The organism is Streptomyces sp. NPDC053542 (assembly GCF_044544685.1).
Taxonomy (GTDB): domain Bacteria; phylum Actinomycetota; class Actinomycetes; order Streptomycetales; family Streptomycetaceae; genus Streptomyces.
On the sequence record NZ_JBITXL010000003.1, the window covers coordinates 105,334 to 128,049 of the forward strand.

The 22,716-nt window shown below is 71.5% G+C and carries 22 protein-coding genes; 9 read left to right on the plus strand and 13 right to left on the minus strand.

The genetic code is table 11. The annotated features are described in order from the left end of the window. Positions 1-32: 32 nt before the first annotated feature. From ACIGXO_RS08415 to ACIGXO_RS08465, 11 genes are all read right to left on the minus strand, one after another. Positions 33-566: an NUDIX hydrolase gene (locus ACIGXO_RS08415; RefSeq protein WP_399782226.1), complete on the minus strand. Its 534-nt coding sequence runs from the start codon at positions 564-566 to the stop codon at positions 33-35. Then, positions 559-1,287, minus strand: coding sequence for a signal peptidase I (lepB, locus tag ACIGXO_RS08420; RefSeq protein ID WP_399782228.1), 729 nt, complete (start codon positions 1,285-1,287; stop codon positions 559-561). The genes ACIGXO_RS08415 and lepB (ACIGXO_RS08420) overlap by 8 nt, the downstream gene beginning before the upstream one ends. Before the next feature lie 225 nt (positions 1,288-1,512). Next, complete coding sequence (gene lepB / locus ACIGXO_RS08425; protein ID WP_399783785.1) at positions 1,513-2,328, minus strand: signal peptidase I; 816 nt, start codon at positions 2,326-2,328, stop codon at positions 1,513-1,515. A 79-nt stretch (positions 2,329-2,407) separates the two neighbouring features. Beyond that, the gene (gene lepB, locus ACIGXO_RS08430) at positions 2,408-3,571 is read right to left on the minus strand and encodes a signal peptidase I (RefSeq protein WP_399782231.1); all 1,164 of its coding nucleotides are present in this window, start codon (positions 3,569-3,571) and stop codon (positions 2,408-2,410) included. Then, on the minus strand, positions 3,564-4,433 hold the full coding sequence (lepB, locus tag ACIGXO_RS08435) for a signal peptidase I (protein WP_399782234.1): 870 nt from the start codon (positions 4,431-4,433) through the stop codon (positions 3,564-3,566). Before lepB (ACIGXO_RS08435) ends, lepB (ACIGXO_RS08430) begins: the two co-directional genes overlap by 8 nt. A gap of 48 nt (positions 4,434-4,481) precedes the next feature. Then, positions 4,482-4,829 carry a 50S ribosomal protein L19 gene (gene rplS / locus ACIGXO_RS08440; protein ID WP_030267158.1) on the minus strand — a complete coding sequence of 116 codons (348 nt, stop codon included), beginning with the start codon at positions 4,827-4,829 and terminating at the stop codon, positions 4,482-4,484. A 149-nt stretch (positions 4,830-4,978) separates the two neighbouring features. Next, positions 4,979-5,794 (minus strand): tRNA (guanosine(37)-N1)-methyltransferase TrmD, encoded by an 816-nt coding sequence (gene trmD, locus ACIGXO_RS08445; RefSeq protein ID WP_399782238.1) that lies wholly within the window; start codon positions 5,792-5,794, stop codon positions 4,979-4,981. 2 nt (positions 5,795-5,796) lie between these two features. Then, positions 5,797-6,420, minus strand: coding sequence for a ribosome maturation factor RimM (rimM, locus tag ACIGXO_RS08450; protein WP_399782241.1), 624 nt, complete (start codon positions 6,418-6,420; stop codon positions 5,797-5,799). 82 nt (positions 6,421-6,502) lie between these two features. Then, a complete protein-coding gene (locus ACIGXO_RS08455; RefSeq protein WP_030267150.1) occupies positions 6,503-6,742 on the minus strand; it encodes an RNA-binding protein in 240 nt (79 codons plus the stop codon). A 2-nt stretch (positions 6,743-6,744) separates the two neighbouring features. Next, positions 6,745-7,188, minus strand: coding sequence for a 30S ribosomal protein S16 (gene rpsP, locus ACIGXO_RS08460; protein ID WP_223732949.1), 444 nt, complete (start codon positions 7,186-7,188; stop codon positions 6,745-6,747). Positions 7,189-7,452: 264 nt separating this feature from the next. Continuing rightward, positions 7,453-8,040, minus strand: a complete 588-nt coding sequence (locus ACIGXO_RS08465; protein ID WP_030267146.1) for a hypothetical protein — start codon at positions 8,038-8,040, stop codon at positions 7,453-7,455. A gap of 602 nt (positions 8,041-8,642) precedes the next feature. On the opposite strand from ACIGXO_RS08465, the gene ACIGXO_RS08470 reads away from it, so the two are divergent. The 9 genes from ACIGXO_RS08470 (at position 8,643) to ACIGXO_RS08510 (ending at position 17,926) form a co-directional block, all read left to right on the plus strand. Further along, the gene (locus ACIGXO_RS08470) at positions 8,643-9,542 is read left to right on the plus strand and encodes a class I SAM-dependent methyltransferase (RefSeq protein ID WP_399782246.1); all 900 of its coding nucleotides are present in this window, start codon (positions 8,643-8,645) and stop codon (positions 9,540-9,542) included. Between the two features lie 231 nt (positions 9,543-9,773). Next, the gene (gene yhfZ, locus ACIGXO_RS08475) at positions 9,774-10,712 is read left to right on the plus strand and encodes a GntR family transcriptional regulator YhfZ (protein WP_399782249.1); all 939 of its coding nucleotides are present in this window, start codon (positions 9,774-9,776) and stop codon (positions 10,710-10,712) included. Between the two features lie 253 nt (positions 10,713-10,965). Next, positions 10,966-11,352, plus strand: a complete 387-nt coding sequence (locus tag ACIGXO_RS08480) for a PRD domain-containing protein (RefSeq protein ID WP_399782252.1) — start codon at positions 10,966-10,968, stop codon at positions 11,350-11,352. Beyond that, complete coding sequence (locus ACIGXO_RS08485; RefSeq protein ID WP_399782255.1) at positions 11,349-11,708, plus strand: DUF2620 domain-containing protein; 360 nt, start codon at positions 11,349-11,351, stop codon at positions 11,706-11,708. Before ACIGXO_RS08480 ends, ACIGXO_RS08485 begins: the two co-directional genes overlap by 4 nt. 39 nt (positions 11,709-11,747) lie before the next feature. Continuing rightward, a complete protein-coding gene (locus ACIGXO_RS08490) occupies positions 11,748-13,112 on the plus strand; it encodes a YhfT family protein (RefSeq protein ID WP_399783788.1) in 1,365 nt (454 codons plus the stop codon). A gap of 98 nt (positions 13,113-13,210) precedes the next feature. Next, a complete protein-coding gene (locus ACIGXO_RS08495) occupies positions 13,211-14,152 on the plus strand; it encodes a phosphotriesterase (RefSeq protein ID WP_399782257.1) in 942 nt (313 codons plus the stop codon). A gap of 1 nt (position 14,153) precedes the next feature. Beyond that, complete coding sequence (locus ACIGXO_RS08500) at positions 14,154-15,320, plus strand: aminotransferase class V-fold PLP-dependent enzyme (protein WP_399782260.1); 1,167 nt, start codon at positions 14,154-14,156, stop codon at positions 15,318-15,320. Positions 15,321-15,322: 2 nt separating this feature from the next. After that, a complete protein-coding gene (locus ACIGXO_RS08505) occupies positions 15,323-16,504 on the plus strand; it encodes an alanine racemase (RefSeq protein ID WP_399782263.1) in 1,182 nt (393 codons plus the stop codon). A 90-nt stretch (positions 16,505-16,594) separates the two neighbouring features. Beyond that, on the plus strand, positions 16,595-17,926 hold the full coding sequence (locus ACIGXO_RS08510) for a phosphopentomutase (RefSeq protein ID WP_399782266.1): 1,332 nt from the start codon (positions 16,595-16,597) through the stop codon (positions 17,924-17,926). A gap of 117 nt (positions 17,927-18,043) precedes the next feature. Here ACIGXO_RS08510 and ffh read toward each other — a convergent pair whose 3' ends face one another. Together ffh and ACIGXO_RS08520 are read right to left on the minus strand one after the other, a co-directional pair. Further along, positions 18,044-19,603: a signal recognition particle protein gene (gene ffh / locus ACIGXO_RS08515; protein ID WP_399782269.1), complete on the minus strand. Its 1,560-nt coding sequence runs from the start codon at positions 19,601-19,603 to the stop codon at positions 18,044-18,046. Between the two features lie 205 nt (positions 19,604-19,808). Next, positions 19,809-22,634 carry a [protein-PII] uridylyltransferase gene (locus ACIGXO_RS08520; protein WP_399782272.1) on the minus strand — a complete coding sequence of 942 codons (2,826 nt, stop codon included), beginning with the start codon at positions 22,632-22,634 and terminating at the stop codon, positions 19,809-19,811. Positions 22,635-22,716: the final 82 nt, after the last annotated feature.

Genomic DNA, 22,716 nt, shown 5'->3' on the forward strand with positions numbered 1-22,716 from the left:
TCCCCTTCAGCCGTGCGTCCCCCTATTGTGCGTCAGACACTCTCGGTCTCCAGGACCACTGGCGCACTAGGGGGTCCTTCGTCGAGCAGCGTGCGCAACAGCTCGGCAAGTCTGGTCGGATACACCGTCTCATGCGATGCGGAGAGTTCCGTCACCGTCCACCATCTCAGCCCCGCCACGCTGCGCCGTTCCAGCTCCGTCAGGCCGCTCAGCTGAGTCTTGGTGCTGTGTGTACGCGCCAAGTAGTACCACTCGTCCTGGTCCCAGCGCCGCCCGTCGAACGGGAACGAGCAGTGCCGCTGCCAGAGCACGGGGCCCAGCTCCGCGTCCGTGATCCCGGTTTCCTCGGCGAGCTCCCGGAGGGCCGCCTCTTCCCGGCTCTCGGTGCCCTCCAGTCCGCCGCCCGGCGTGAACCACCAGGTCCTCGTCGGTTCGTCCGGTTCGAATCCGTGCATCAGCAGAACCCGGTCCTCGGGGTCGAGCAGGATCACCCGGGAGACGCGCCGCAGCGCCGTGCCCGCCGGTATTCCGTTCTTCTCCTGTGTACCGGTATCCGCTTCAGACACGCGTATGCCTCCTCCGGTTCGCGATCGGCCCGTACGCCGCTCCCCCCAGTATCAGCACCGCGCCGGCCACGATGGCCACCACGAGGGGCTGCACCGGACCGGGCTGGGACGTGCCGCCCGGCAGCGCCTCGAAGGCCGTGGGCCGCTGCAGCACGCCGAAGCTCCCGACCGGCCACACCGTGGCGTCCACCCGGGCGTCGACCGCGTCGCGCGGCACGGCACCGTGATCGCCGTCCGTGAGGTGTACCCGCGAGTCCATGGAGTCACTGCGGTGATCACCGAGCAGGAAGAGCTGCCCCTTGGGGACCTCGGCCTTGAAGCCGACGGGAGACGCCGGGCCGTTGCCCTGGAGATACGGTTCCTCGATGGGCTTGCCGTTGACGGTGAGCCTGCCGTCGGCATTGCAGCAGGCGACCTTGTCGCCGCCCACTCCGACGACCCGCTTCACCATGGGCATGTCGCCCCATACGGAGTCCCTGAAGACCACGACGTCGCCGCGGCGCACCTCGGAGCCGTCCACGTGCTGTGCCAGGACTCGGGCGCCCGCCGCGATGGTGGGCGCCATCGAATCGGTCGGGACCGTGTACGGCCGGTAGAGCACCGCGCCCCATATGAATCCGCCCAGGAACAGCACACAGCCGACGGCCACGGCCAGACCGGACAGCACGCTGCCCACCGTCCGGCCGTGGCCGCCGCTCGTACGCCCCTTGCTCCCGCTCATCCCGCGCTCCCACCCCGCGGGCCGCCCCGCGTCGAAGATCCGGGACGGCACCTTACCTGGGGTTACATCCCCCAGTCAGCCTCCGGCCGACGGTCCGGTGGGCCCCTTCGGGCGCCGTTTCCCGACGTACGCGGCGTATCGACGACACGTCCGCCGGACGCACACAGATCCCTCACCTACAGGCGGTGCGGACAGCTACAGGCACCTCACCTACGGGCGGTGCGGTCAGCTGTCGCGGGGCTCCTTGCCCGTCGCCCCCACCGCCACATTGGCGGGCAGCTTGGCGAGCACCCGCCGGCGTCGCCACAGCACGATCGGCACCGCGCCGGCCACGCCCAGCGCCGCCGGTGCCGCGGCCATCGCCTGGCTCAGCCCCGGCTGGTCGAAGGTGTCCGGCACCGGAAGCAGCGACCACCGGTTGATCGGCCAGGCGATCGTGAACGCGCGGCCCACGACCTCGTCCTCCGACACCGTGCCGCTGCCCTTCAGGTCCTGGTGGTAGCGCGAGTCCAGGGAGTCCTGGCGGTGGTCGCCCATCACCCAGATCCGGCCCTCGGGCACCTTGATCGGGCCGAAGGGCTTGTCACCGCACGGGGTGTTCCCGGCGAAGAGGTACGCATCCTCCTGGAGCGCCTTGCCGTTGACCTTCACCGGTCCGGTGCCCTTGCACTCGACCGTGTCACCACCGACCGCGATGACCCGCTTGATCAGGTCCTTCTCCTCCGCGGACGGCATCAGGCCGATCCAGCTGAGGACCTTCTGGACCGGATTCGGCGTCGGGGTGGGCACCTCGTTGAGCCAGCCGCCCGGGTCGTGGAACACGACGACCTCGCCGCGCTCCGGCTTCCCGCCGAACCACGGGGTCAGCTTGTCCACCAGCACCCGGTCGCCGCGCTGCAGGGTGTTCTGCATCGAGTCGGACGGGATCGAGAACGCCTGCACAAGGAAGGTCTTGATGACCAGGGCCAGGGCCAGGGCGATGAGGATCAGGAGCGGCAGCTCCTTCCAGAAGGAACGCGGCGGCTTCTTGTCCTTCGTCACGCCGCCGTTCTCCTCTTCCCTCTCCTGTCGCGCGTCCTGCGGCTGCTGCTCCTGATGCGCCACGTCCGCTACGGGGGACCTATCGCGCCCCTCTGGTTCTTCGGGCTCTTCGGTTCCGGACCGCGCGCCGACCGCCACGTCCCCCACATTCACTCCTTACTCCAAGCCGCCGCCTGCTCGTCAAACGGTGCAGGCCCACCACTCCCATAACGAGCGGGAGTTCCGCAGGGGTCGGGAGGACGGTCAAACCTTCGGGTGACACAGTATGCGGCGCTGCGGCCGCCGTCGCCGGTGCGCCCGGCGCGTCGCGCACAGAAGCGTACGTATCGGGCTCTTCCAGGCGCTGCCAGTGCTTGAACGGCCAGGCGATCACCACGGCGCGGCCCACGACGCTGCTCTCCGCGACCGTCCCCTTGTACGGCTCGTCCAGGTGGTACCGGGAGTCCGCGGAGTTGGACCGGTGGTCCCCCATGACGAAGAGCCGCCCGGTCGGCACGTTGACCTCGAACTTCAACTGCGAGGGTGGATTGCCCGGATGGACGTACGGCTCGCTCAACGGCGTCCCGTTGACGGTCACACGGCCGCTCTTGTCGCAGCACTTCACGGTGTCGCCGCCGACCGCGACGACCCGCTTGATCAGGTCCTGCTCGTCCGCCGACGGCAGCAGCCCGATGAAGGTGAGCGCTTCCTTGAGCTGCTTGACGCCCACCGGGTCGTCGGTCACGGTGGTGCGCTCGCCCGCGAGCCAGTGGTTCGGGTCCTTGAAGACGACCACGTCCCCCCGGTGCGGCTCGGCGCCGAACCACGGGGTCAGCTTGTCGACGAGCACCCGGTCGCCGATCTGGATCGTCTGCTCCATGGAGCCCGACGGGATCACGAATGCCTGTACGAGGAACGTCTTCAGGACCAGGGCGATCGCCAGCGCCACCCCGATCAGGATCGGTATCTCCTTCAGGTACGAACGCTGCCTGCGCCTCTTGATGCGCTTGGCCTGGCGTCGCCTGTCGGCCCGCCCGCCGGTCGCCGGCACAGTCGTACGGGTCGCGGTGCCGCCCCCGCCGAGGTCCGCTCCATAGGAGTCCGCGCCGTAAGGGTCGGCGCCATAGGGGCCGGCGCCGGGCATACCGGAGCCGTGCGCACCGTCCGGTACGGAGCCGCGCGCCTCCGTACTGTGTGTACCGCGGCTCTCCTGTGGTGCGCCTGTGCGGTGGTGCCCGTGACGCGGGCGCCCCCTGTTACCCATGGGGCCCTGCCGGAGCCGGTATGCCGTCGAACGCGCGGGGCCGCTCCAGAGAGGTCCAGCGGCCGACCGGCCAGCCGATCCAGTCGGCGCGGCCGATCACCTTGTCCAGCGGAACGGTGCCGCCACCGGGGTCGCCCAGGTGGTCGCGGGAGTCGCTCGACCTGGCGCGGTGGTCCCCCATGACCCACAGCTTCCCTTCGGGCACGACCACGTCGAAGGGCACGTCCGACGGGCTGTCTCCGGGGTGGAGATAGGGCTCGTCCACCGGTTCGCCGTTCACCTTGATCCGTCCCCGTTTGTCGCAGCAGGTCACCCGGTCCCCGCCGACGCCGATCACGCGCTTGATGTAGTCCGTCTCCGCGGCCGGCACCAGGCCCACCGCGGCTCCCGCCCCGCGCAGCAGCTCCGTCACCGGGTTACCGGCCGGAGCCTCCTGCACGAACGATCCGGTGCCGTCGAAGACCACGGCGTCGCCCCGGCGCGGTGCGCCGCCGAACCGGTACGCCAGCTTGTTCACCAGTACCCGGTCGCCGACCTGGAGCGTGTTCTCCATCGACGAGCTGGGGATCAGGAAGGGCTGGACGACGAAGGCGCTGAGCAGTCCCACAAAGGCCAGACAGGCCAGCACCAGCAGAACCGGGCCCCGCCGCAGCAGCGGGCGCGCAGCGGCCTCCTCACGGCCTTCCTCGCGGCTCTCGCCGGACTCCGCCGCCGGCTCCTCGCCGGACACGCGCGCGGACCGCTCCCGCCGCTCCCGCCGCCAAGAAAAACACCCGAAGCGCGACCCCTGCTCCGCCCCTTGGTCAGGGGCTGGAGAGGAGTCGCGCTCCGGGAGCGTTGAAGGCTGTGCGTCGGTGTCCATCGAGCCCAGAGCCTATCCGGCCCGGGGTTAAGGACACCGTACGGCTGCTCAGCTCTCGCGCTTCTCCTTGATCTTGGCGGCCTTGCCGCGCAGCTCACGGAGGTAGTACAGCTTGGCGCGACGAACGTCACCGCGGGTCACGACCTCGATCTTCTCAACGATCGGGGTGTGCACCGGGAAGGTGCGCTCGACGCCGACGGAGAAGCTGACCTTGCGGACCGTGAAGGTCTCGCGCACGCCGGCGCCCTGACGGCGGATGACGACGCCCTTGAACTGCTGCACACGGGAGCGGTTGCCCTCGATGACGCGGACGTGGACGTTGACGGTGTCACCCGGGCGGAAGGCGGGGACGTCGCTGCGCAGCGACCCGGCGTCGACGGAGTCGAGAAGGTGCATGACCTACTGCTTTCTTCGCTGATGCCACAGGTCATCAGCGGAATTCGTGATGATGGTTCGGAAGCCGGACGCGGAGTCCGGGTGCCGGTCCGTCGGGCGGGCGTCGTTCCCCCTGTGGCAGGGGCGCGCGCCGGACGCACAGCAGCGGCTCATTCTTCCACGGTGTCGGTCGTACGCCCAAATCGCCCGTCCGGTCCCGGGGCCCACCCCAGGATGGAGAGGGTTTCGCGGTCCTTCTTGTCGAAGGCGGCGGGGTCGGCACGTTCGATCAGGTCCGGGCGGTTCCGGTCGGTACGGCGGAACGCCTCGTCGCGGCGCCAGCGGGCGATCTTGCCGTGGTGGCCGCTGAGCAGCACCTCGGGGATGCCGCGGCCGCGCCACTCCGGGGGCTTGGTGTAGACCGGGCCCTCCAGGAGGTCGGCCATCGGTCCGGGGGCGAAGGAGTCGTCCTGGTGGGACGCGGCGTTGCCGAGCACTCCGGGGAGGAGACGGGCGATGGCCTCGACCATCACCAGTACCGGGGCCTCGCCGCCGGCCAGCACGTAGTCGCCGATGGAGACCTCGCGGACGTCCAGCCGGTCGCCGTACTCCTCGATGACGCGGCGGTCGATGCCTTCGTAGCGGGCCGGCGTGAAGACCAGCCACGGCTTCTCGGAGAGCTCGACGGCGAGCTGCTGGGTGAAGGGCCGGCCGCTGGGCGTCGGGACGACGATCACCGGCTGCTCCTCCCCCTCGCCCGACGCGATGACCGAGTCCAGCGCCTCGCCCCACGGCTCGGGCTTCATGACCATGCCGGGGCCGCCGCCGTACGGGGTGTCGTCCACGGTGTTGTGCTTGTCGTGGGTGAACTCACGCAGGTCGTGGATACGGACGTCCAGCTGCCCCCGGGCGCGCGCCTTGCCGACCAGCGAGACGTTCAGCGGTTCGAGGTACTCGGGGAAGATCGTGACGACGTCGAGACGCATGATCAGGCGTCCTCACCGCGCGACGCCTGGCCACCCTCGGACGCGGAGCCGCTTCCGGGCGCGCCGGCTGAGCCCTCGCCGGCCTCCGCGTCCCGGCTGGAGGCGACCTCCGCCTGGGTGTCGTCCAGCAGCCCCGGCGGCGGGGTGATCACCGCGCGCTGCTCCTCGAGGTCGATCTCCGGCACGATCTCCGCGACGAACGGGATCATGACCTGGCTCCCGTCGGGGCGCTCGACGATCAGCAGGTCGTGGTAGGGCAGGTGAGAGATCTCGATGATCCGGCCGACCTCGACACCGTCCTCGGTCACCACGTCGAGATCGATGAGCTGGTGGTCGTAGAATTCCTCGGGGTCCTCGGGAAGTTCCTCGGGGTCCACCTCGGCGATCAGGAGCGTGTTACGGAGCGCCTCGGCACCCGTACGGTCCTTCACGCCTTCGAAGCGCAGCAGCAGCCGTCCGCTGTGCACGCGACCGGTCTCGATGGTGAGCGGGCCCACGGAGGCGGGCTCGGTGGTCAGTACGGCCCCCGGAGCGAGCCTCAGCTCGGGCTCGTCCGTACGCACCTCAACGGTGACCTCGCCCTTGATGCCATGGGCGCGCCCGATACGGGCTACCACCAACTGCACAGCTGTGCCTTTCGTTCCTTGACGACGACAACGGGCCGGGGCGGGCCGAAGCCCTCCCCGGCCCGTGCCGGTGTTCCGATGCTCAGCGGACCTGGTCCACGTCGACGAGGTCGACACGGATACCCCGGCCGCCGAGGGCACCCACAACAGTACGCAGAGCGCGCGCGGTGCGGCCGTTACGGCCGATCACCTTGCCGAGGTCGTCCGGGTGCACCCGGACTTCCAGAACGCGTCCGCGACGCAGGTTGCGCGAGGCGACCTGCACGTCGTCGGGATTATCGACGATGCCTTTGACGAGGTGCTCAAGAGCCTCCTCGAGCATGCTCAGGCCTCGGTCGACTCGGACTTGGCCGTCTCGGCCTCGGCCTCGTCCGCCTTCTTGTCAGCCTTCTTCGCCTTGGGGGTGATGGCCTCACCCTTCGGCTCGTCACCGGCGTCCTTGGCGGCGGCCTCGAAGAGGGCGCGCTTGTCGGCCTTGGGCTCGGCGACCTTCATCGGGGCCGGGGCGGGCAGACCCTTGAACTTCTGCCAGTCACCGGTGACCTTGAGGATGGCCGCGACGGGCTCGGTCGGCTGCGCGCCGACGCTCAGCCAGTACTGGACACGCTCGGAGTCGACCTCGATGCGCGAGGGGTTCTGCACCGGGTGGTACAGGCCGATCTCCTCGATGGCCCGGCCATCACGGCGGGTACGGGAGTCGGCAACGACGATGCGGTAGTGAGGCGAACGGATCTTGCCCAGACGCTTCAGCTTGATCTTGACTGCCACGGGAGTGGTGTCTCCTGGTGTTGACGTGGTTGGGCACAACGAGATGCCACGTGGGGTTGCGGTACCCGAGTGCCCGATGGACGCGTCAGCCGGAGGAGAGAGGGGTCCTATGCGACTGTCGAGTACAGCTAGACATTGTGCCATACGAGCACGGGGCGGCCGACCCGGGGCGGTGGACCGCTGACCAGGAAGGGCTCATCGCCTTGCGTCGCCCGGGGTGTGCGGCCGGCCGCGGTCGGAGGGCGGCCGGCCCTGTGTCCCGGTTCAGCCGACCGCGGCCACCTCGGGGATGCGGAACGGCTTGCCGCAGCCACCGCACATGATGGGGGCCTGGGCGAGCACGGAGGGGACGACCCGGACGTTGCGCCCGCAGTCGCAGACGGCCTTGACCCTTACGCCGCCACCGGAGGAGCCGTGCCGCGCGGCCGGGCCCCGGAAGCTGCGGCTGCTGTCGGCCGCGGTGGCGACGGTGTGCGCCTTGAGCGCTCTGCCCAGCCGCTCGATGGTGGGGCGGTACCGCCTTCTGGCTTCGGGGTTGAGCGTGACCAGGGAGAAGCCGCTGCTGGGGTGCGGCTCGTCGGCGTGGTCCAGGCCCAGCTCCTCGGCGATCGCCAGGAATCGGCGGTTGTGGTAGCGACCGGCGCGTGAGGTGTCGCGGACGCCGCGGGACGCGGCGATGCCGTGCACTGCCTCATGAAGCAGCCGTTCGAAGGAGAGTTCGGCGCCGCAGGCGGACGAGGACTCTCCGATCAGGGATTCGGGCGCGGCCAAATCCGGCAGCTCGGGATGGTGCCGTTGAATGTCGGCCCAAGCGAGCGCCAGCTCGGCGGCGAGAACAGGTGTCGTGCTCACGTCGTGACAACGAGCCGGTACCGCTCAGTGTTCCGATTCCGGGGCATCCCAAATAATTTGCACGTACCAGTCAGTTTCCACTCATGCGGCCCGTGGAGGGCGGGTGCGTCTTTCTGTGGACGAGACGCGCACCGGGTGCCGAGCCGGTATGTATCGACGTGTACGTCCGGCGCACCGTACGGGCGGACACTACGGAGCACCTGTGCACCATCGTGTCCCGCGGGCCCCTGAGTGACGGCGCGGCCTCAGAGCCGGCCGCGCGATCATGGTGATCGTACCGGCGGGACCGTGACCGGCCGAAGGTGCCCCGTCCACGCGCTGCGGACGCCCTACGGCCGGGGGCGCGAAGCGCCGTACGCCACCCGGGTGAGGGGTACCTCGCAGCCCCTGAAGGGCGCGGGACAGCGGCCGCCTCCGTGTCCGCCGACGGCCGTCCGGCGCCCGGACGGCGCAAACGGGGGCGCGCGGTAGACAACCGGGCGCAACCCCTGGACTCTGGGATGGATGGGGGGTTGTCTGGACCGGGGGGCACAGCGCAACAAATCGGGGGCGGAAGACCATTTTCCTCAAGCTCGGGCTCTCGGCGGATAGGGGCGCTTTCCATGACACCCACGCTCGTACAGCACGGCCTCCAGCGTTCCGGCCCTTCCGGTCACCCCGCACCGGACGGCCCCGGTTCGGGGGCGCGCGCCCGCGACTGGGCCGAAATCCAGGAACGGATGCTGGTGCCGCTGTATGAGGCCGTGTACCAACGGCTGGATGTCGGCCCGCAGACCCGGCTGCTGGCCCTGGGGTGTGGCTCCGGCCTCGCCCTGCTGATGGCCTCGGCCCGTGGCGCGCAGGTCAGCGGGGTGGACATGGATGAACCGCGGCTGCGGCTGGCCCGGGAGCGGCTGGCTCCGGAGCAGGGCCCCGATGCGGGCGGGAACTCCGGGGAATCGGCCGCGTGCCTGGCGCACGGTGGACCGGAGTGCATGGATTCTCCGCAACGGCGCCGCTTCAACCTGGTGACGGCGTTCCACCCCGTGGGCTGCGTCAGCACCGTTGAAGGGCTGGCGGCTTCCTTGCAGACGGCGGCGAGCCTCGCCGAGCGCGGCAGCCCGGTGGTACTGGGCGGGTGGGGGCCGGTCGAGCGATGCGCCACGGCAGGCGTACTCCGAGTGGCGCAACGACTCGCGGATCCTTCCCTTCCCGAGCGGGCGACGCCGCCCGCGGCGGCCGGCTGGCGGCCCAGCAGCCGGGACGACCTGGAGGAGCTGGCGGAGCGTGCGGGGCTGCGGCCGGACGGTTCGGGCCGGGTGGCCTGCCCGTTCGGGTACGCCGATCTTCCGAGTGCGATGCGCGGGCTGCTGTCGACGGGTCTGTTCGACGCGGCGATGCAGGTTGCCGATCCGGCGCAGGTGGAGAAGGAGCTGTCGGAGGCGCTGCATCCGTACCAGCGCGCGGACGGCACGGTCTGGATGCCGAACGTCTTCCGCTACCTGATCGCCCGGACCCGCTGAGCACGCTCAGCCGCCGTCCACAGTCTTCGGGCACCTCCGCAGTCGCGGGAAGCAGACGCGGACGTCATTCGCGCGGGCACCACGGCTCGGCATCGCGCCGAGCCACCACAGGTGCCGGCCATGACGTCCGCGCCGGCCGAGCTCCACGCCTCCGCCGCCTCGCACGCTCGCCCTTCGCCCGTTCGTGAAAATCCCTTGGCAAAATCCAGAATCCTGGTTATTGTCATTTGCATGAACAGCGTGGACGAGCGGTTCCTCACCCGCAACGGACTGGCCGCCCGGCAGCTCGCGGCCCTGTTGCTCCATCATGACGAGGACACCCGCCTCCCGCGCGTCCGCGACTTCGCCGAGGAGCTCGGCGTGGGCAATGGCACGGTCCAGGCCGCCCTTCAGCTGCTGGAGGAGGCCGGCGCGATCGAGACGGTCGCCCGCGGCCACCTCGGAACCTTCCTCGTGCGGGCCGACCGGGCCATACTGTGGCGCCTGTCGGGGCTCGGCACGCTGCTCGCCGCCATGCCCCTCCCCTATTCACGGCGGTACGAAGGGCTGGCCACCGGCCTGCGCACGGCCTTCGAGGGCGCCGGCGCCCCGTTCGCGATCACGTTCATGCGGGGTGCGGCCACCCGCGTCGAGGCCCTACTGGAGAGCAAGGTCGACCTGGTCGTGCTCTCCCGCTTCGCCGCCGACCGGTTCCTCGACGAGCTCCCCTTGGAGCTGGTCGCCGACCTCGGCCCGGCCACATACGTCGGCGCGCACGGCCTGCTGCTGCGGCACGGGGTGGACCCGGAAACGCCAGGGCTTCGGGTGGCCATCGACTCCGCGTCCGAGGACCTGCGGATGCTGGCCGGCCGAGCGTTCGCCGGACGCGACGACATCCAGTGGGTGGAGGCGTCGTACATGCAACTGCGGGATCTGTTCGCCCGCGGCGAGGTGGACGCCACGGTATGGAATCTCGACGAGGTCCAGGACCACCTCGGGCCGGACGTCGACGTACTGCCGCTGGGTGATGACATCACCCGCGATCTGTCTCTGCGCAACTCCAGCGCCGCGCTCATAGGACGAGCGCAGGGCGCCGCCGCCCTGAGTGCGGTACGGGACGGACTGGACCTGTCCATTGTCACCGATCTGCAGGAGGAGGTACTGCGCGGTGAGCGCATGCCTTCGTACTGACCTTGGGAGTGGCGGGGCACCGGAGAAACCTCGACGCCACACCCTCCTTCGCCAGGAAGCCCGATCACAGAACTCGCCCGCAACGGCCCGCGTGATGGCACGCCGCGACTTCGCCATGCCCCAATCGATCGTCAACTACAGAACGCACCTTCACTCATTCGAAAAAGGGTGCGCACGACTCTCGCCAATATCCAGAATCCTGGTTACTGTCGATACCGGCCGCATCGCAGGCATCGCGAGGAAAGGACACCCCATGGAGGACCGACTCGCCCTCCGCCTCCAGCTCTTCCGGGACAGCGGACAGGCATCGCCGCAGGTGACGCGATTCGTCGAGGAGGAGCTGACGGCCCTGGCGGCGGAAGGCCATCCCGTCACCGAGGACACCGCCGGCCTGCTGACCAGTCACCTCGTGATGGCCCTCACCCGGCTGCTGAACGGCGAGCCCATCGAGCAGTTCCTCACCGACGACGACGTGGCGGTGGAGCTCGCAGACCACCCCCGAGCCGTCGAGCGGGCCCACGCCATATCTCTGCGCGCCAAGAAGGAGCTGGGTGCCGCCCTGCCCGACTCCGAGATCAATTTCCTGGCGATGCACCTCGCCGTACTCCGCAAGAACGCACTCAGAAGGGATGTGCCATGACGAAGATCCTCACCGGCGGCGTCGGCAAGCTCGAGGTCGCCGAGACGGTGCGGCAGCTGGCCCTGGACGGCGTCGACGTCGCCGTCTCCAGCGACATGGACGCGGCGATGAAGCTGCGCGCCGGACAGGCCGACTACTACCTGGGCACCTGCCACACCGGCGCCGGCGCCTCGCTCGGTGTCCTGCTGGGCCTCATGGGCAGCGCCGCCTGCCACACCTTCGGACGCTCCGTCCCCACCGAGGACGAGGCGAGCGCCCTCATCGCCGCCGGCAAGAAGGTCTTCGGCTTCGGCATGGACAAGACCGCCGCTGTCGCCCCCGTCCTCGCCCGCGCCATCGCGGCCCACCACGTCTGACCCGGTCGAGGCATTGAGGAGTGAGCCGTGAGTGGGAACATCGCCGCCGCAGCCGCCGGCAGCAGGGATCTCGGCCTGTCGCTGACACAGCAGCTGACCGTCATCGCCCTCTGCGCCCTGACGGCCTTCATCTCGCATCTGGCCCTGGCCGTCTTCAATGACGGCGTACGCCCCTTCATGCTGGACTTCATCCAGGGGCGCACGACCCGCAGCGCCACCACGGCTGTGTCCTTCGGACTCTCCGCGGGCTTCATCTTCGGACTGGGCGCGCCGATGGCACTGTCCACGGGGGTGCTGAACCCCTGGCTGGTCTTCCTGCCCACCGACATCCTCGGCCTGCTCTCGCCGAAGAAGTGGCTGGCGCCGGTCCTCGGGGCAGCCTGGGGCGCGGTCATCGTCTTCGGGCTGAACGGTGCCAACAGCCTGGCGCACGACCTGCCGGTCGACTTCCTCACCGCGATGCAGCAGATGTCGACGCCGATCCTCTTCCTCTTCACGCTCTTTCCGGTACTGGCGATCAGCAAGCAGTTCGGCAAGCTGCGCGGCGGTATCGCGGGCGTGGTCGAACTGGCGCTGGTCGTCGCCACGATGAAGCTGTGGCCGGGCGTCTTCGCCGGAGCCATCGCCATGGCGGTGGGCGTGCTGATGCTGATCGGCTTCGCCGTGACCAGGGATCTGCGGCAGCGCAGGACAGAGCAGGCGCAGCGGGCCGAGCAGGCCGGAAGAGCCGACGGACCGGCGGAGGAAGCGCCGGGCGGCGACGACCCGATGGCCTCGTTGTTCAGTGCGAGCGCGACCCGGCTGCGCAAGCATCTGCCGCTGTTCATGGTGCTGGGTGCGGGCATCTGTCTGCTGGCCCAGACGCACATCTTCGGCGGTGGCGAGGCGACCAGCTTCCTGATCGCCAAGGGTGACTACAGCAGCGCGGCCCAAGTGGACTTCTACCGCGCCTTCGGCTTCATCCCGCTGATCGCCACCACGGCGCTGGCCTCGGGTGCCTACGGCATCGTCGGCTTCACGCTGGTCTATCCGGTCGGCTATCTCCTGCCGAGCCCCTGGCTGGCACTGATATGCGGAGCCCTGGTCTTCGCCGTCGAGGTGCTGGCGCTCTCGTGGATCGGCCGGATACTCGGGCGGCTGCCGTCCGTACGGGACTCCTCCGAGCACCTGCGCAGCGCGATCAGCGACTCACTGCAGCTGGCCATCCTCTTCGGCTCCCTGATGGCGGCCAACGCCATGGGCGGCGGCCTCGGCATCCTCATCGTCGGCGGGCTCTACCTGCTGAACGAGGCGATGGGGCGGGTCGTGGTCCGTATGGCCGCGGCACCCGCCGCCGTGATCGTCGGCGGCGTCGTCCTCAACCTCCTGTACTGGCTGGACCTGTTCACCCCCGTCAAGGGCTGACGGTCCGTACGCAGGCCCGACCGGCGGCGTACGGGAACGGGGCGAGCCAACGACCTCCCGCAGCCGGCCCTCCGGCAGGAAGAAAGCAAGGCAGCGCCATGCACGACATCCGGACCGTCACCGGTCCCCTCGACCCCGCCGCCGTACGGGGCCCCGCGCTCGCCCACGAGCACCTGGCGCTCGACCTGCGCCGGGACGCCGACCGGGCAGCGGTGCTCGACGGCCGGCACGCCGACGCGGTCGCCGGCGAACTCGCCGTGCTGCGCGAGGAGGCCGGGCTGTCGCTGGTCATCGAGCTGAGCTGCCGGGGCATGGGCCGCGACGTGACCGCACTGGCCCGGATCTCCAAGGACTCCGGCGTCCCGGTCGTCGCGGCCACCGGCTGGTACTACGAGCCGTTCCACCCCTCCGAGGTCGGCCGCGCCGGCGTCGAGGAGCTGACCGACACGCTGGTGCGGGAGATCACCGAGGGCATCGGTCCGGAGGGCATACTCCCCGGCGTCATCGGAGAGGTCGGCAGCCATGGGGACCGCCCCAGCGAGCCGGAGGTCCGTGCGCTGAAGGCGGCCGCGCGGGCCGCTGTGGCCACCGGGCTCTCTGTGGTCACCCACGCTCAGCTCGGCCGGGGCGGCGCCGCCCAGCTGGCGCTGCTCACCGCCGAGGGACTACCGCCGCACCGGATCTGCGTCGGCCATCAGGACCTGCTGGACGACCCCGCTGTGCACCGGGAGCTGGCGGCGCGAGGGGCATACGTCGCCTTCGACACGGTGGGCAAGGAGAGCTACCAGAGCGACACGGCCCGGCTGCGGCTGCTGCTGGCGCTGGTGGCGGCCGGGCATGCGGACCGGGCGCTGCTGAGCTGCGACATCTCCCGGCACGGCTACCTGCGGGACGAGGGCGGTCAGGGGTACGGCCATCTGTTCCGGTCCTTCCTGCCGCGGCTGCGGGCGGCCGGGGTGGACGACGACCTGATCGACCTGATGACCCGCCGCAATCCGATCCGCTTCCTCACCGGAGCGCACGCAGAGGAGGCGGTCTGAGATGCCCACACAGGAACGGCCCGTAGGGCAGCGGCCGGGGGCCGGGCTCGTCTCCGGAGTCCCCTCGTTGCCGAAGACCTTTCCCTTGCCGACCGTGCCGCTGGCGGACGCCGTCGCGCGGCAGCACCGGCTGCTGGAGTGCGTCGCGCGGCACTTCGCAGGAGAGCAGCTCTTCGAGGCGGACGCCGGAGTCGTCCCCGGGCTCGGCCGGCCGCGTACGACCGCGCGTGTGGAGGCCGTACTCGCGGACTTCTTCGGGGCCGAGGACGCCGCGCTGGTCCAGGGAGCGGGTACCGGCGCGATCCGCGTCGCGCTCTCCGCGGTGCTCGGCGCGGGTGATCCGCTCCTCCTCCACCGCGCACCGGTCTACCGCACCACCGCCGTCACTCTGCGCGGCCTGGGTGTGGCGGTGACGGAGGTGGACTTCAACGACCGTGCGGCGCTGACAGAGGCATTGGACGGCGGGCGGTTCTCCTGGGCGTACGTGCAGCACACCCGGCAGCGGCTGGCCGATTCCTACGATCCCGGGGAGGTACTGGCGGCGTGCCGCGCGGCCGGGGTGCGCACGGTCGTCGACGACAACTACGCGGTCATGCGGGTCCCGGAGAGCGGGGTCGAACTGGGCGCCGACGCCTCCTGCTTCTCGCTCTTCAAGCTGCACGGTCCTGAGGGCGTCGGAGCGGTGGTGGGCTCGGCCGACCTGGTGTCGCGCGTACACGCGGACAACTACTCGGGCGGCGGTCAGGTCCAGGGGCATCAGGCGCTCGACGCGCTGCGCGCGCTCACGCACGTGCCGGTGATGTGGTCGCTGCAGTCGGCGGTGGGCGCGGAGGTGGCCGAACGGCTGGCGGCGGGCGAGGTTCCGGGCGTCGCCGAGGTGCGTATCGCCAATGCCCAGGACCGTTGTCTGCTGGTGCGGCTGGACCGGCCGGTGGCGCGTGAACTGCCCGCCGTGGCCGCGCGGTACGGGGCTGCGCCCTATCCCGTCGGCTCCAATTCCCGTTATGAGATCGCCCCGTTGTTCTACCGCATGTCGAGTTCGTCCCTGGCGGACGCACCGGAGCTCGCCGAGTGGACCGTGCGGATCAATCCCATGCGCGCCGGTGCGGGTCTCGTACTCGACATCTTGCGCCGAGCGCTGCGCGACCTTCGTGAGACAGGGGGCTGACCGTGTTCCTCGACGCCGTCCTCCACCGCAATCCGGAACTGGTCGCGTGCGCGGCCGAGTTGCACGACTCCGGGGCCATTCCGCCGGACACGTACGTCATGGACCTGGACGCCATCGAGTCCAATGCCGAGCTGCTGGCCCGGGAGGCGGACCGGCTGGGGCTGTCGCTGTGGTTCGTGGTCAAGCAGATCGGCCGCAATCCGGAGCTGATCGAGGCCATCGCACGGCACATCCCGAGGTACGCGGCCATCGATCCGCCCGAGGCCCGCGTACTGCACGCCGCGGGCGCGCGGGCCGGCAACCTCGGCCACCTCGTCCAGATCCCGCCCCGTGCGCTGCCCGAGCTGCTCGCCTGGCGTCCGGAGACCGTCACCGTCTACGACCTGGCGAACGCCCGAGCCGTCTCGGACGCCGCCGCACGGCTCGGATTCGTCCAGGACGTGCTGATCCGGCTGGAGGGCGCCGCCGGCGCGGTCTATCCGGGACAGGAGGGCGGAGTACGGCTCGACGGGGCTGCCGAGGGCCCGGCCCGCGCGCAGGGGCTGGACGCGTTTGTCGCGGAGGCCGAGCGGCTGCCGGGGATCCGGGTGGCCGGCGTCACGGCGTTCCCGTGTGTGCTGTGCGATCCGGATACGGGCGAGCCGGGGCCCACGCCCAACTTCGCGCTGGCCCGTGCCGCCGTGGAGCGGCTCGCCGCCCGTGGTTACACGGACCTCAAGCTGAGTGCGCCGAGCGCCACGTCGATGGCCGTCCTGCCGCTGCTGGCGCGGCTGGGCGCGACGCACGGGGAGCCCGGCCACGCCCTCACCGGCACCACCCCGTTGCACGCGGTGGACCACACGCAGCCGGAGCAGCCGGCGTATGTGTACGTGAGCGAGGTCGCCCATACGCTCGCCGACGGCCGGCCCGCGTTGTACGGCGGCGGGTTCTACGCCCGGGGCGGTGCCAGAGAGGCGCTGATTCCGCGTACCGGGGCCCGGCTGCGGGTCGAGGACGCACCCGCCGCGCATATCGACTACTACCGGCTGCTCGCTCCCGGGGACGCGCGGGTGGGTGACACCGCCGTGCTGGCCTTCCGCACCCAGATCTTCGTCACCCGCAGCAGCGTGGCCGTCGTCTCCGGACTGTCCTCGGGCACGCCGAAGCTCAGCGGCCTCTACGACCCGCTCGGGAGGCCCTACTGATCAGCCGCCGCCCGGCAGGCGGCGCCGCTCCCCCGTCGTTTCCTCCGTCATCCGTACCTGCTCCACCCGAACCGGAAGCCAGGAACCGCCATGAGCAAGATCGTCATCCTCGTCGTCGACGGCTTCGGCGTCGGCGCGATGCCGGATGCCGGAGCGCTGCGCCCCGGCGATGTGCGGGCCGACACCCTCGGCCACCTCCTCGACCACCACCGTGCGACGACCGACCACCCCCTGGAGCTGCCCGCGCTCGGCGCGCTCGGGCTGGGCTCCGTCCATCCGCATCCGGATCTCGCCCCGGGCCCCTCGCTGCCGGCCGCGGCCGGCCGGGCGGCGCTCGGCTATCCGGGCGCGGACACTTACGCGGGGCACCAGACGATGATGGGTGCCGACTTCAGCCGGGTGACGGTGGCCCGGCTCGCCGAGCACCTCCAGGAGGTGGCCGCGGCGCTGCGGGCGGCCGGGCACCGTACCGAACTGCTCGACGGCGAGCCGCTGCTGGTGGTCGACGGGCGGGTGCTGGTGCACGACAACCTGGAGGCGGATCCGGGGATCAACTGGAATGCCTCGGCGCGGCTGGGTGAGGCGCCGTTCGCGCAGGTGCTGGCCGTGGCGCGAGTGGTCAGGTCGGTCGCGCCGGTCGCCCGGGTGATCGCGGTGGGCGGCCATGCCGACGGGCCGCTGCCCGGATACGTACGTCACGGGGAGGCCGGCACGGTCGGGCTGGACACCCCTGCCAGCGGCTTCTACCGCAATGGCGGGCTGGAGGTGCGGCATCTGGGCGCGCCACTGGACCACACCCGGCAGTTGCCCGAGGCCGCCGCCCGGGCGGGCGTGTCCGTCACGCTCGTCGGCAAGGCGGCCGACATCCTGGCCTGCGAGGCGGCGGTGCGCAGGCCGGCGGTGGACACCGGGGAGGTGCTGGGGCACACGCTGGACGCGGTGCGGACGGCCGGGCGGGGCGACGACGCGGGGCCGGCGGGATCAGTGCTGGTGGTCAGCAATGTGCAGGAGACCGATCTGGCCGGGCACGAGCAGGATCCGGAGCGGTACGCGGACGTGCTGCGGCGGGTGGACGCGGGGATCGCGGCGCTGCTGCCGCTGCTCACCGCGCCCGGGGACCGCCTGATCGTCACCGGTGATCACGGCAACGACCCGACGATCGGGCACGCCTTCCACACCAGGGAGTTCGTGCCGGTACTGATCCACCGCCCCGGTGCCGCTGCCGCCGAGCGCCTGCCGGACGCCGCGTCGCTGGCGGACGTGGGCGCCACCGCGGCCGTCGCGCTGGGCCTGAGTCCGGCCGGCCTCGCCACCGGCACTCCGCTGCTCCAGGAGTGTCTTATACGCGATTCAGAGCCCGCGTGCCCCACGCACCTCGCCTGTGCCATGGAGACCGCGGGCCCCGAGAGCCGCGCGCGCTGACGAGGGCGAGGGCCGGACACGTACACGTACACGGACACGTCTCCCCGTACGCGTACGGCCCCGGCCGGAGGGGTCCGGGCGGGGCCGTAGGGGCGGAAGGCGATCGACGGTCGCGCGTCAGCCCATGAACTTCTTGAACTCCTCGGGGAGTTCAAAGTTCTGCGGGGCGTCCTGGCCGCCCTGCGGGAGGCCGAGCGGGTTGCCGTTCTGGGCCGCCTCGCGGCGGGCCGCGGCGGCCTCCTCCTCGGCCTTGCGCTTCATGGGGTTGCCGCTGCGCTGCTTGCCCTTGGCCTTCTTCTGCTGCTTCTTCTTCTTGGCGCCGCCGCCCATGCCGGGCATCCCGGGCATGCCCGGCATCCCCGGCATGCCGCCGCCCTGGGCCATCTTCGACATCATCTTGCGGGCGTCGAAGAAGCGCTCGACCAGGCTCTTCACGGCACTGACGTCGACACCCGAACCGCGCGCGATACGGGCGCGGCGCGAGCCGTTGATGATGGTCGGGTCCTGGCGCTCGCCGGGGGTCATCGACTTGATGATCGCGGCGGTGCGGTCCACGTCGCGCTCGTCCAGATTGTTGATCTGGTCCTTCATCTGCGCCATGCCGGGCAGCATGCCGAGCAGCTTGGAGATGGAGCCCATCTTGCGGACCTGCTCCATCTGGGCCAGGAAGTCGTCGAGCGTGAACTCCTTCGGGCCCTTCTGCAGCTTGGCCGCCATCTTCTCGGCCTCGGCCTGGCTGAAGGTCTGCTCGGCCTTCTCGATGAGCGACAGCATGTCGCCCATCCCCAGGATGCGGGACGCCATGCGGTCCGGGTGGAACGCGTCGAAGTCGTCCAGCTTCTCGCCGTTGGAGGCGAACATGATCTGCTTGCCGGTGACGTGCGCGATGGAGAGCGCGGCACCACCGCGGGCGTCGCCGTCGAGCTTGGAGAGCACGACGCCGTCGAAGCCGACGCCGTCGCGGAACGCCTCGGCGGTGTTGACCGCGTCCTGGCCGATCATGGCGTCGACGACGAAGAGGACCTCGTCCGGCTTGACCGCGTCACGGATGTCCGCGGCCTGCTGCATCAGCTCCTGGTCGATGCCCAGGCGGCCGGCGGTGTCGACGATCACGACGTCGTGCTGCTTGTCGCGGGCGTACTCGATGGAGTCCTGGGCGACCTTGACCGGGTTGCCGACGCCGTTGCCCGGCTCGGGGGCGAAGATCGCCACACCGGCGCGCTCGGCGACGACGGAGAGCTGGTTCACGGCGTTCGGGCGCTGGAGGTCGCAGGCGACCAGCATCGGGGTGTGGCCCTGCGCCTTGAGCCAGCGGCCCAGCTTGCCGGCCAGCGTGGTCTTACCGGCACCCTGGAGGCCGGCGAGCATGATGACCGTCGGCGGCTGCTTGGCGAAGCGGAGGCGCCGGGTCTCGCCGCCGAGGATGCCGATGAGCTCCTCATTGACGATCTTGATGACCTGCTGGGCGGGGTTCAGCGCCTGGGAGACCTCGGAGCCGAGCGCGCGCTCCTTGACCTGCTTGATGAAGGCGCGGACAACGGGCAGCGCGACGTCCGCTTCGAGCAGGGCGATCCGGATCTCGCGCGCGGTGGCGTCGATGTCCGCCTCGGAGAGGCGCCCCTTGCCCCGGAGATTTTTGAAAGTACTCGCCAGGCGGTCGGAAAGCGTATCGAACACGGCGGTCGTCGATCCTCGGGGTCGGGGGTGGAGTCAATCGGCTTCTAGAGTATCCGCCCCACGGTACAGAACGTCCGGGCCCACCCGAAGAGACGGAGAGGGACGGACTCAGCGCGTGCGCCGGGCGCGGAACGACGCGCCTCCCGGCCGCCCACAGGCGCCGGGAGCGCCCGGCGGTCCTGTGTGGTGGCGGCGGTACTACGAGTCACTTCAGGGCTCGCTCCACGGCCTGGGCCACTTCCGTCGCGGTGTCGGGCGGGAGGGGGGTGCCGTCGGGGTCCGTGACGTAGAAGGCGTCCACCGCGTTGGCGCCGAGGGTGCTGACGTGGGCGCTGCGGACCGTGACGCCCGCGTCCTCCAGGGCGCGGCCGATCCGGTACAGCAGGCCCTGGGCGTCCTGGGCCCGTACCTCGATGACGGTGGCGGAGCGGGAACCGCCGGGCGCCACCGTCACCCGGGGCGGCGGCGCCTGGAGCCGGCGCGAGCGCCGTGCGTAGGCGCGTTCGCGCTCGGCGAGGCGGGCCGGGATGTCGAGCGTGCCGTCCAGTGCCCGGACGAGGTCGGCGCGCAGCCGGACCGCTTGCGGCAGCGATCCGTACTCGGCCGCCACCCGCCAGCTGAGGAGCAGCATGGGGCGGCGGGCGGCCGCGGAGCCCGTGCCCGTTGCGGACCGGGGCGCGGCTTCGGAGCGTGGGCCCGCGCCGTCGTTCGTCCCCTGCTCCGCCCCGCCGTCCCTCGCGTGGTCGGCCGTTGCGGACAGCTCCTGATGGGCCGGTGCGGACAGCTCCTCCGGCAGGGGCATGACGCGGAGGTCGGCGGCGCGGACGGTGAGGCGGTGCACGGCGAGTACGCCGGCGGTGGCGGGGAGGATGCCCGGGCGGTCCGGTACGGCGATGAGGAGTTCGACGCCGACCGGTTCCTGGTTAACGGCGGAATCCTGGGGGCCGGCGGCCTCCGGGTGCTCGGCCGGGTCCGGGCGGCCTGTGGGGCCCGGGGTGCGGCTCGGCGCGTTTCCGCCGGCCGGCCGGGGTGCGGTGCCGCCCTGCGCTGGCTCCGGCGCCTCCACGGGCGGCTCCGCCCGGGTGTGCAGGGCCAGTACGGGCTCTCCCGTGCGCCACGCCTCGACGGCGAGGCGTTCCTGTTCCGCCGTGGGCTCCCACGGGGTGGGCGTGGTCGCGTCGGGTTCGCCCGCCAGCAGCCCGCCGACCCGTCGGACCAGGTCGGCGACCAGTCCCTCGCGCCAGCGGCTCCAGGCCGCGGGTCCGGTGGCCAGCGCGTCGGCCTCCGTGAGGGCGTGCAGCAGCTCCAGCGTGCCGACCGAGCGGACCACTTGGGCGACCGAGCCGACCGTGGCCGGATCGTCCAGGTCACGGCGGGTGGCGGTCTCGATGAGGAGGAGGTGATGGCGCACGAGGGTGGCGATGACGTCCGTGTCCTTGGCGTCGAAGCCGAGCCGGGCGGCCACGTCACGGGCGATGGTCTCGCCGGAGACCGAGTGGTCGCCGGGCCAGCCCTTGCCGATGTCGTGCAGGAGGGCTGCCATGAGGAGCAGGTCGGGGCGGTGGACGCGGCGGGTCAGGGCGGAAGCCCGTACGGCCGTCTCGACGAGGTGCCGGTCGACGGTCCAGCGGTGCACGGCGTTGCGCTGCGGGCGGCAGCGCACGCGCTCCCAGTCCGGCAGCAGCCGCGTGATGATCCCCTCGGCCTCCAGCGCCTCCCATACGGGCACGGTGTGCGCGCCCGCGCCCAGCAGGGTCAGCAGCTCCTCGCGGGCCTCGGCCGGCCACGGCACCGGCAGCGGGCGGGCCGCCGCGGCCAGCCGGCGCACGGCGTGCGGGGACAGCGACAGGCCCGCCTGGGCCGCGGCGGCCGCGGCGCGCAGCGGCAGCACGGCGTCGCGTTCGGGGCGGGCGGTGCGGGCCAGTACGACCTCGCCTTCGTGCTCCACGACGCCCTCGGCCAGCGGCGAACGCTCGCCCTTGGCCGCCGCCCGCCCGCTCCTGCCGCTCATCAGGCCGCGCAGCGAGGGCCGTACGGAGCGGGCGCGCAGCACGCGGCCGACCTCGCGCCAGGTGACGTCGCCGGCGTACGAGATCGTGCGCGCCGACTCGTACACCTGGCGCAGCAGGGTGTCCGCGTCGAGCAGGCCGAGGGCGTCCGCGACCTGGTCCTGCTCCTGGAGCGCGAGCCGGTCGGTGGCCCGGCCGGTGACCAGGTGGAGGGCGTCGCGTACGTCCAGCAGACGGCCGCGGGCGTCCTCCAGGCCGGCCCGGGGGGCGTCGGCGAGCCAGGACGCGGCCACGGCGCGCAGGGCGGTGACGTCGCGCAGGCCGCCTCTGGCCTCCTTCAGGTCGGGCTCGAGGAGGTACTGCAGCTCGCCCTGCCGGTCGGCCCGGTCCAGGCACAGCGCGTGGAGCTCCGGGAGGCGCTTGGGGGCGGCCTCGCGCCAGTCGGCGAAGCTCGCGGTGCGCAGGGCGGTGGTGAGGTCGGGGCTGCCGGCGAGGTGGCGGGCGTCGAGCAGGCCGAGCTGGGCCTTGAGGTCGTCGCGGGCGGTGCGGCGGGCCTCGGCGAGCGTGCGGACGGAGTGGTCCAGGTCCAGCCCGAGGTCCCAGAGCGGATACCAGAGGTGGTCGGCGAGGGCCGCGACCTCTTTGGGGGACGCCTTGCCGTCGTGGAGGAGGAGCAGGTCGAGGTCGCTGCGGGGGGAGAGCTCGCCGCGGCCGTAGCCGCCCACGGCGACGAGCGCCGCGCCGGTCACGCCGCTCTGGGCTGCGGCGCGCTCGAAGAGTCCGGCCAGCCAGTGGTCGGTGAGGCGGGCGAGGGCGGAGCGGCGTTCGGGGCCGGTCGTGGCGTCGTCCTGGAGGAGGTGCAGGCGAGCGGCGGGGTAGTCGGCGGTGGGGTGGGCCGTGCCGTCCGTGCCGTCCGGGGCGGGCGCGCCGGGGCGGTCCTCGCCGGAGCGATTCCCGCCGGGGGCGGGGCCGGTGCCGGTCGTCTGGTCGACGCCTGCTGTCTCCTCGACGCTGTCGGTCACCTCGCGCGCTCCTTGTTCGTTCTGGTGTGGCATCGGGTGCCGGGGGTGCGGCGTGCGATGCGTTGTCCGGTCGGCGCCCGTT

What these genes read in the sequence shown, in the direction of transcription:
- lepB (WP_399782228.1), bottom strand. Translation starts at nt 1,287, where the DNA reads ATGAGCGGGAGCAAGGGGCGTACGAGCGGCGGCCACGGCCGGACGGTG.
- lepB (WP_399782231.1), bottom strand. Translation starts at nt 3,571, where the DNA reads ATGGGTAACAGGGGGCGCCCGCGTCACGGGCACCACCGCACAGGCGCA.
- lepB (WP_399782234.1), bottom strand. Translation starts at nt 4,433, where the DNA reads ATGGACACCGACGCACAGCCTTCAACGCTCCCGGAGCGCGACTCCTCT.
- rplS (WP_030267158.1), bottom strand. Translation starts at nt 4,829, where the DNA reads ATGCACCTTCTCGACTCCGTCGACGCCGGGTCGCTGCGCAGCGACGTC.
- trmD (WP_399782238.1), bottom strand. Translation starts at nt 5,794, where the DNA reads ATGCGTCTCGACGTCGTCACGATCTTCCCCGAGTACCTCGAACCGCTG.
- ACIGXO_RS08455 (WP_030267150.1), bottom strand. Translation starts at nt 6,742, where the DNA reads ATGCTCGAGGAGGCTCTTGAGCACCTCGTCAAAGGCATCGTCGATAAT.
- ACIGXO_RS08470 (WP_399782246.1), top strand. Translation starts at nt 8,643, where the DNA reads ATGACACCCACGCTCGTACAGCACGGCCTCCAGCGTTCCGGCCCTTCC.
- yhfZ (WP_399782249.1), top strand. Translation starts at nt 9,774, where the DNA reads ATGAACAGCGTGGACGAGCGGTTCCTCACCCGCAACGGACTGGCCGCC.
- ACIGXO_RS08480 (WP_399782252.1), top strand. Translation starts at nt 10,966, where the DNA reads ATGGAGGACCGACTCGCCCTCCGCCTCCAGCTCTTCCGGGACAGCGGA.
- ACIGXO_RS08485 (WP_399782255.1), top strand. Translation starts at nt 11,349, where the DNA reads ATGACGAAGATCCTCACCGGCGGCGTCGGCAAGCTCGAGGTCGCCGAG.
- ACIGXO_RS08495 (WP_399782257.1), top strand. Translation starts at nt 13,211, where the DNA reads ATGCACGACATCCGGACCGTCACCGGTCCCCTCGACCCCGCCGCCGTA.
- ACIGXO_RS08500 (WP_399782260.1), top strand. Translation starts at nt 14,154, where the DNA reads ATGCCCACACAGGAACGGCCCGTAGGGCAGCGGCCGGGGGCCGGGCTC.
- ACIGXO_RS08510 (WP_399782266.1), top strand. Translation starts at nt 16,595, where the DNA reads ATGAGCAAGATCGTCATCCTCGTCGTCGACGGCTTCGGCGTCGGCGCG.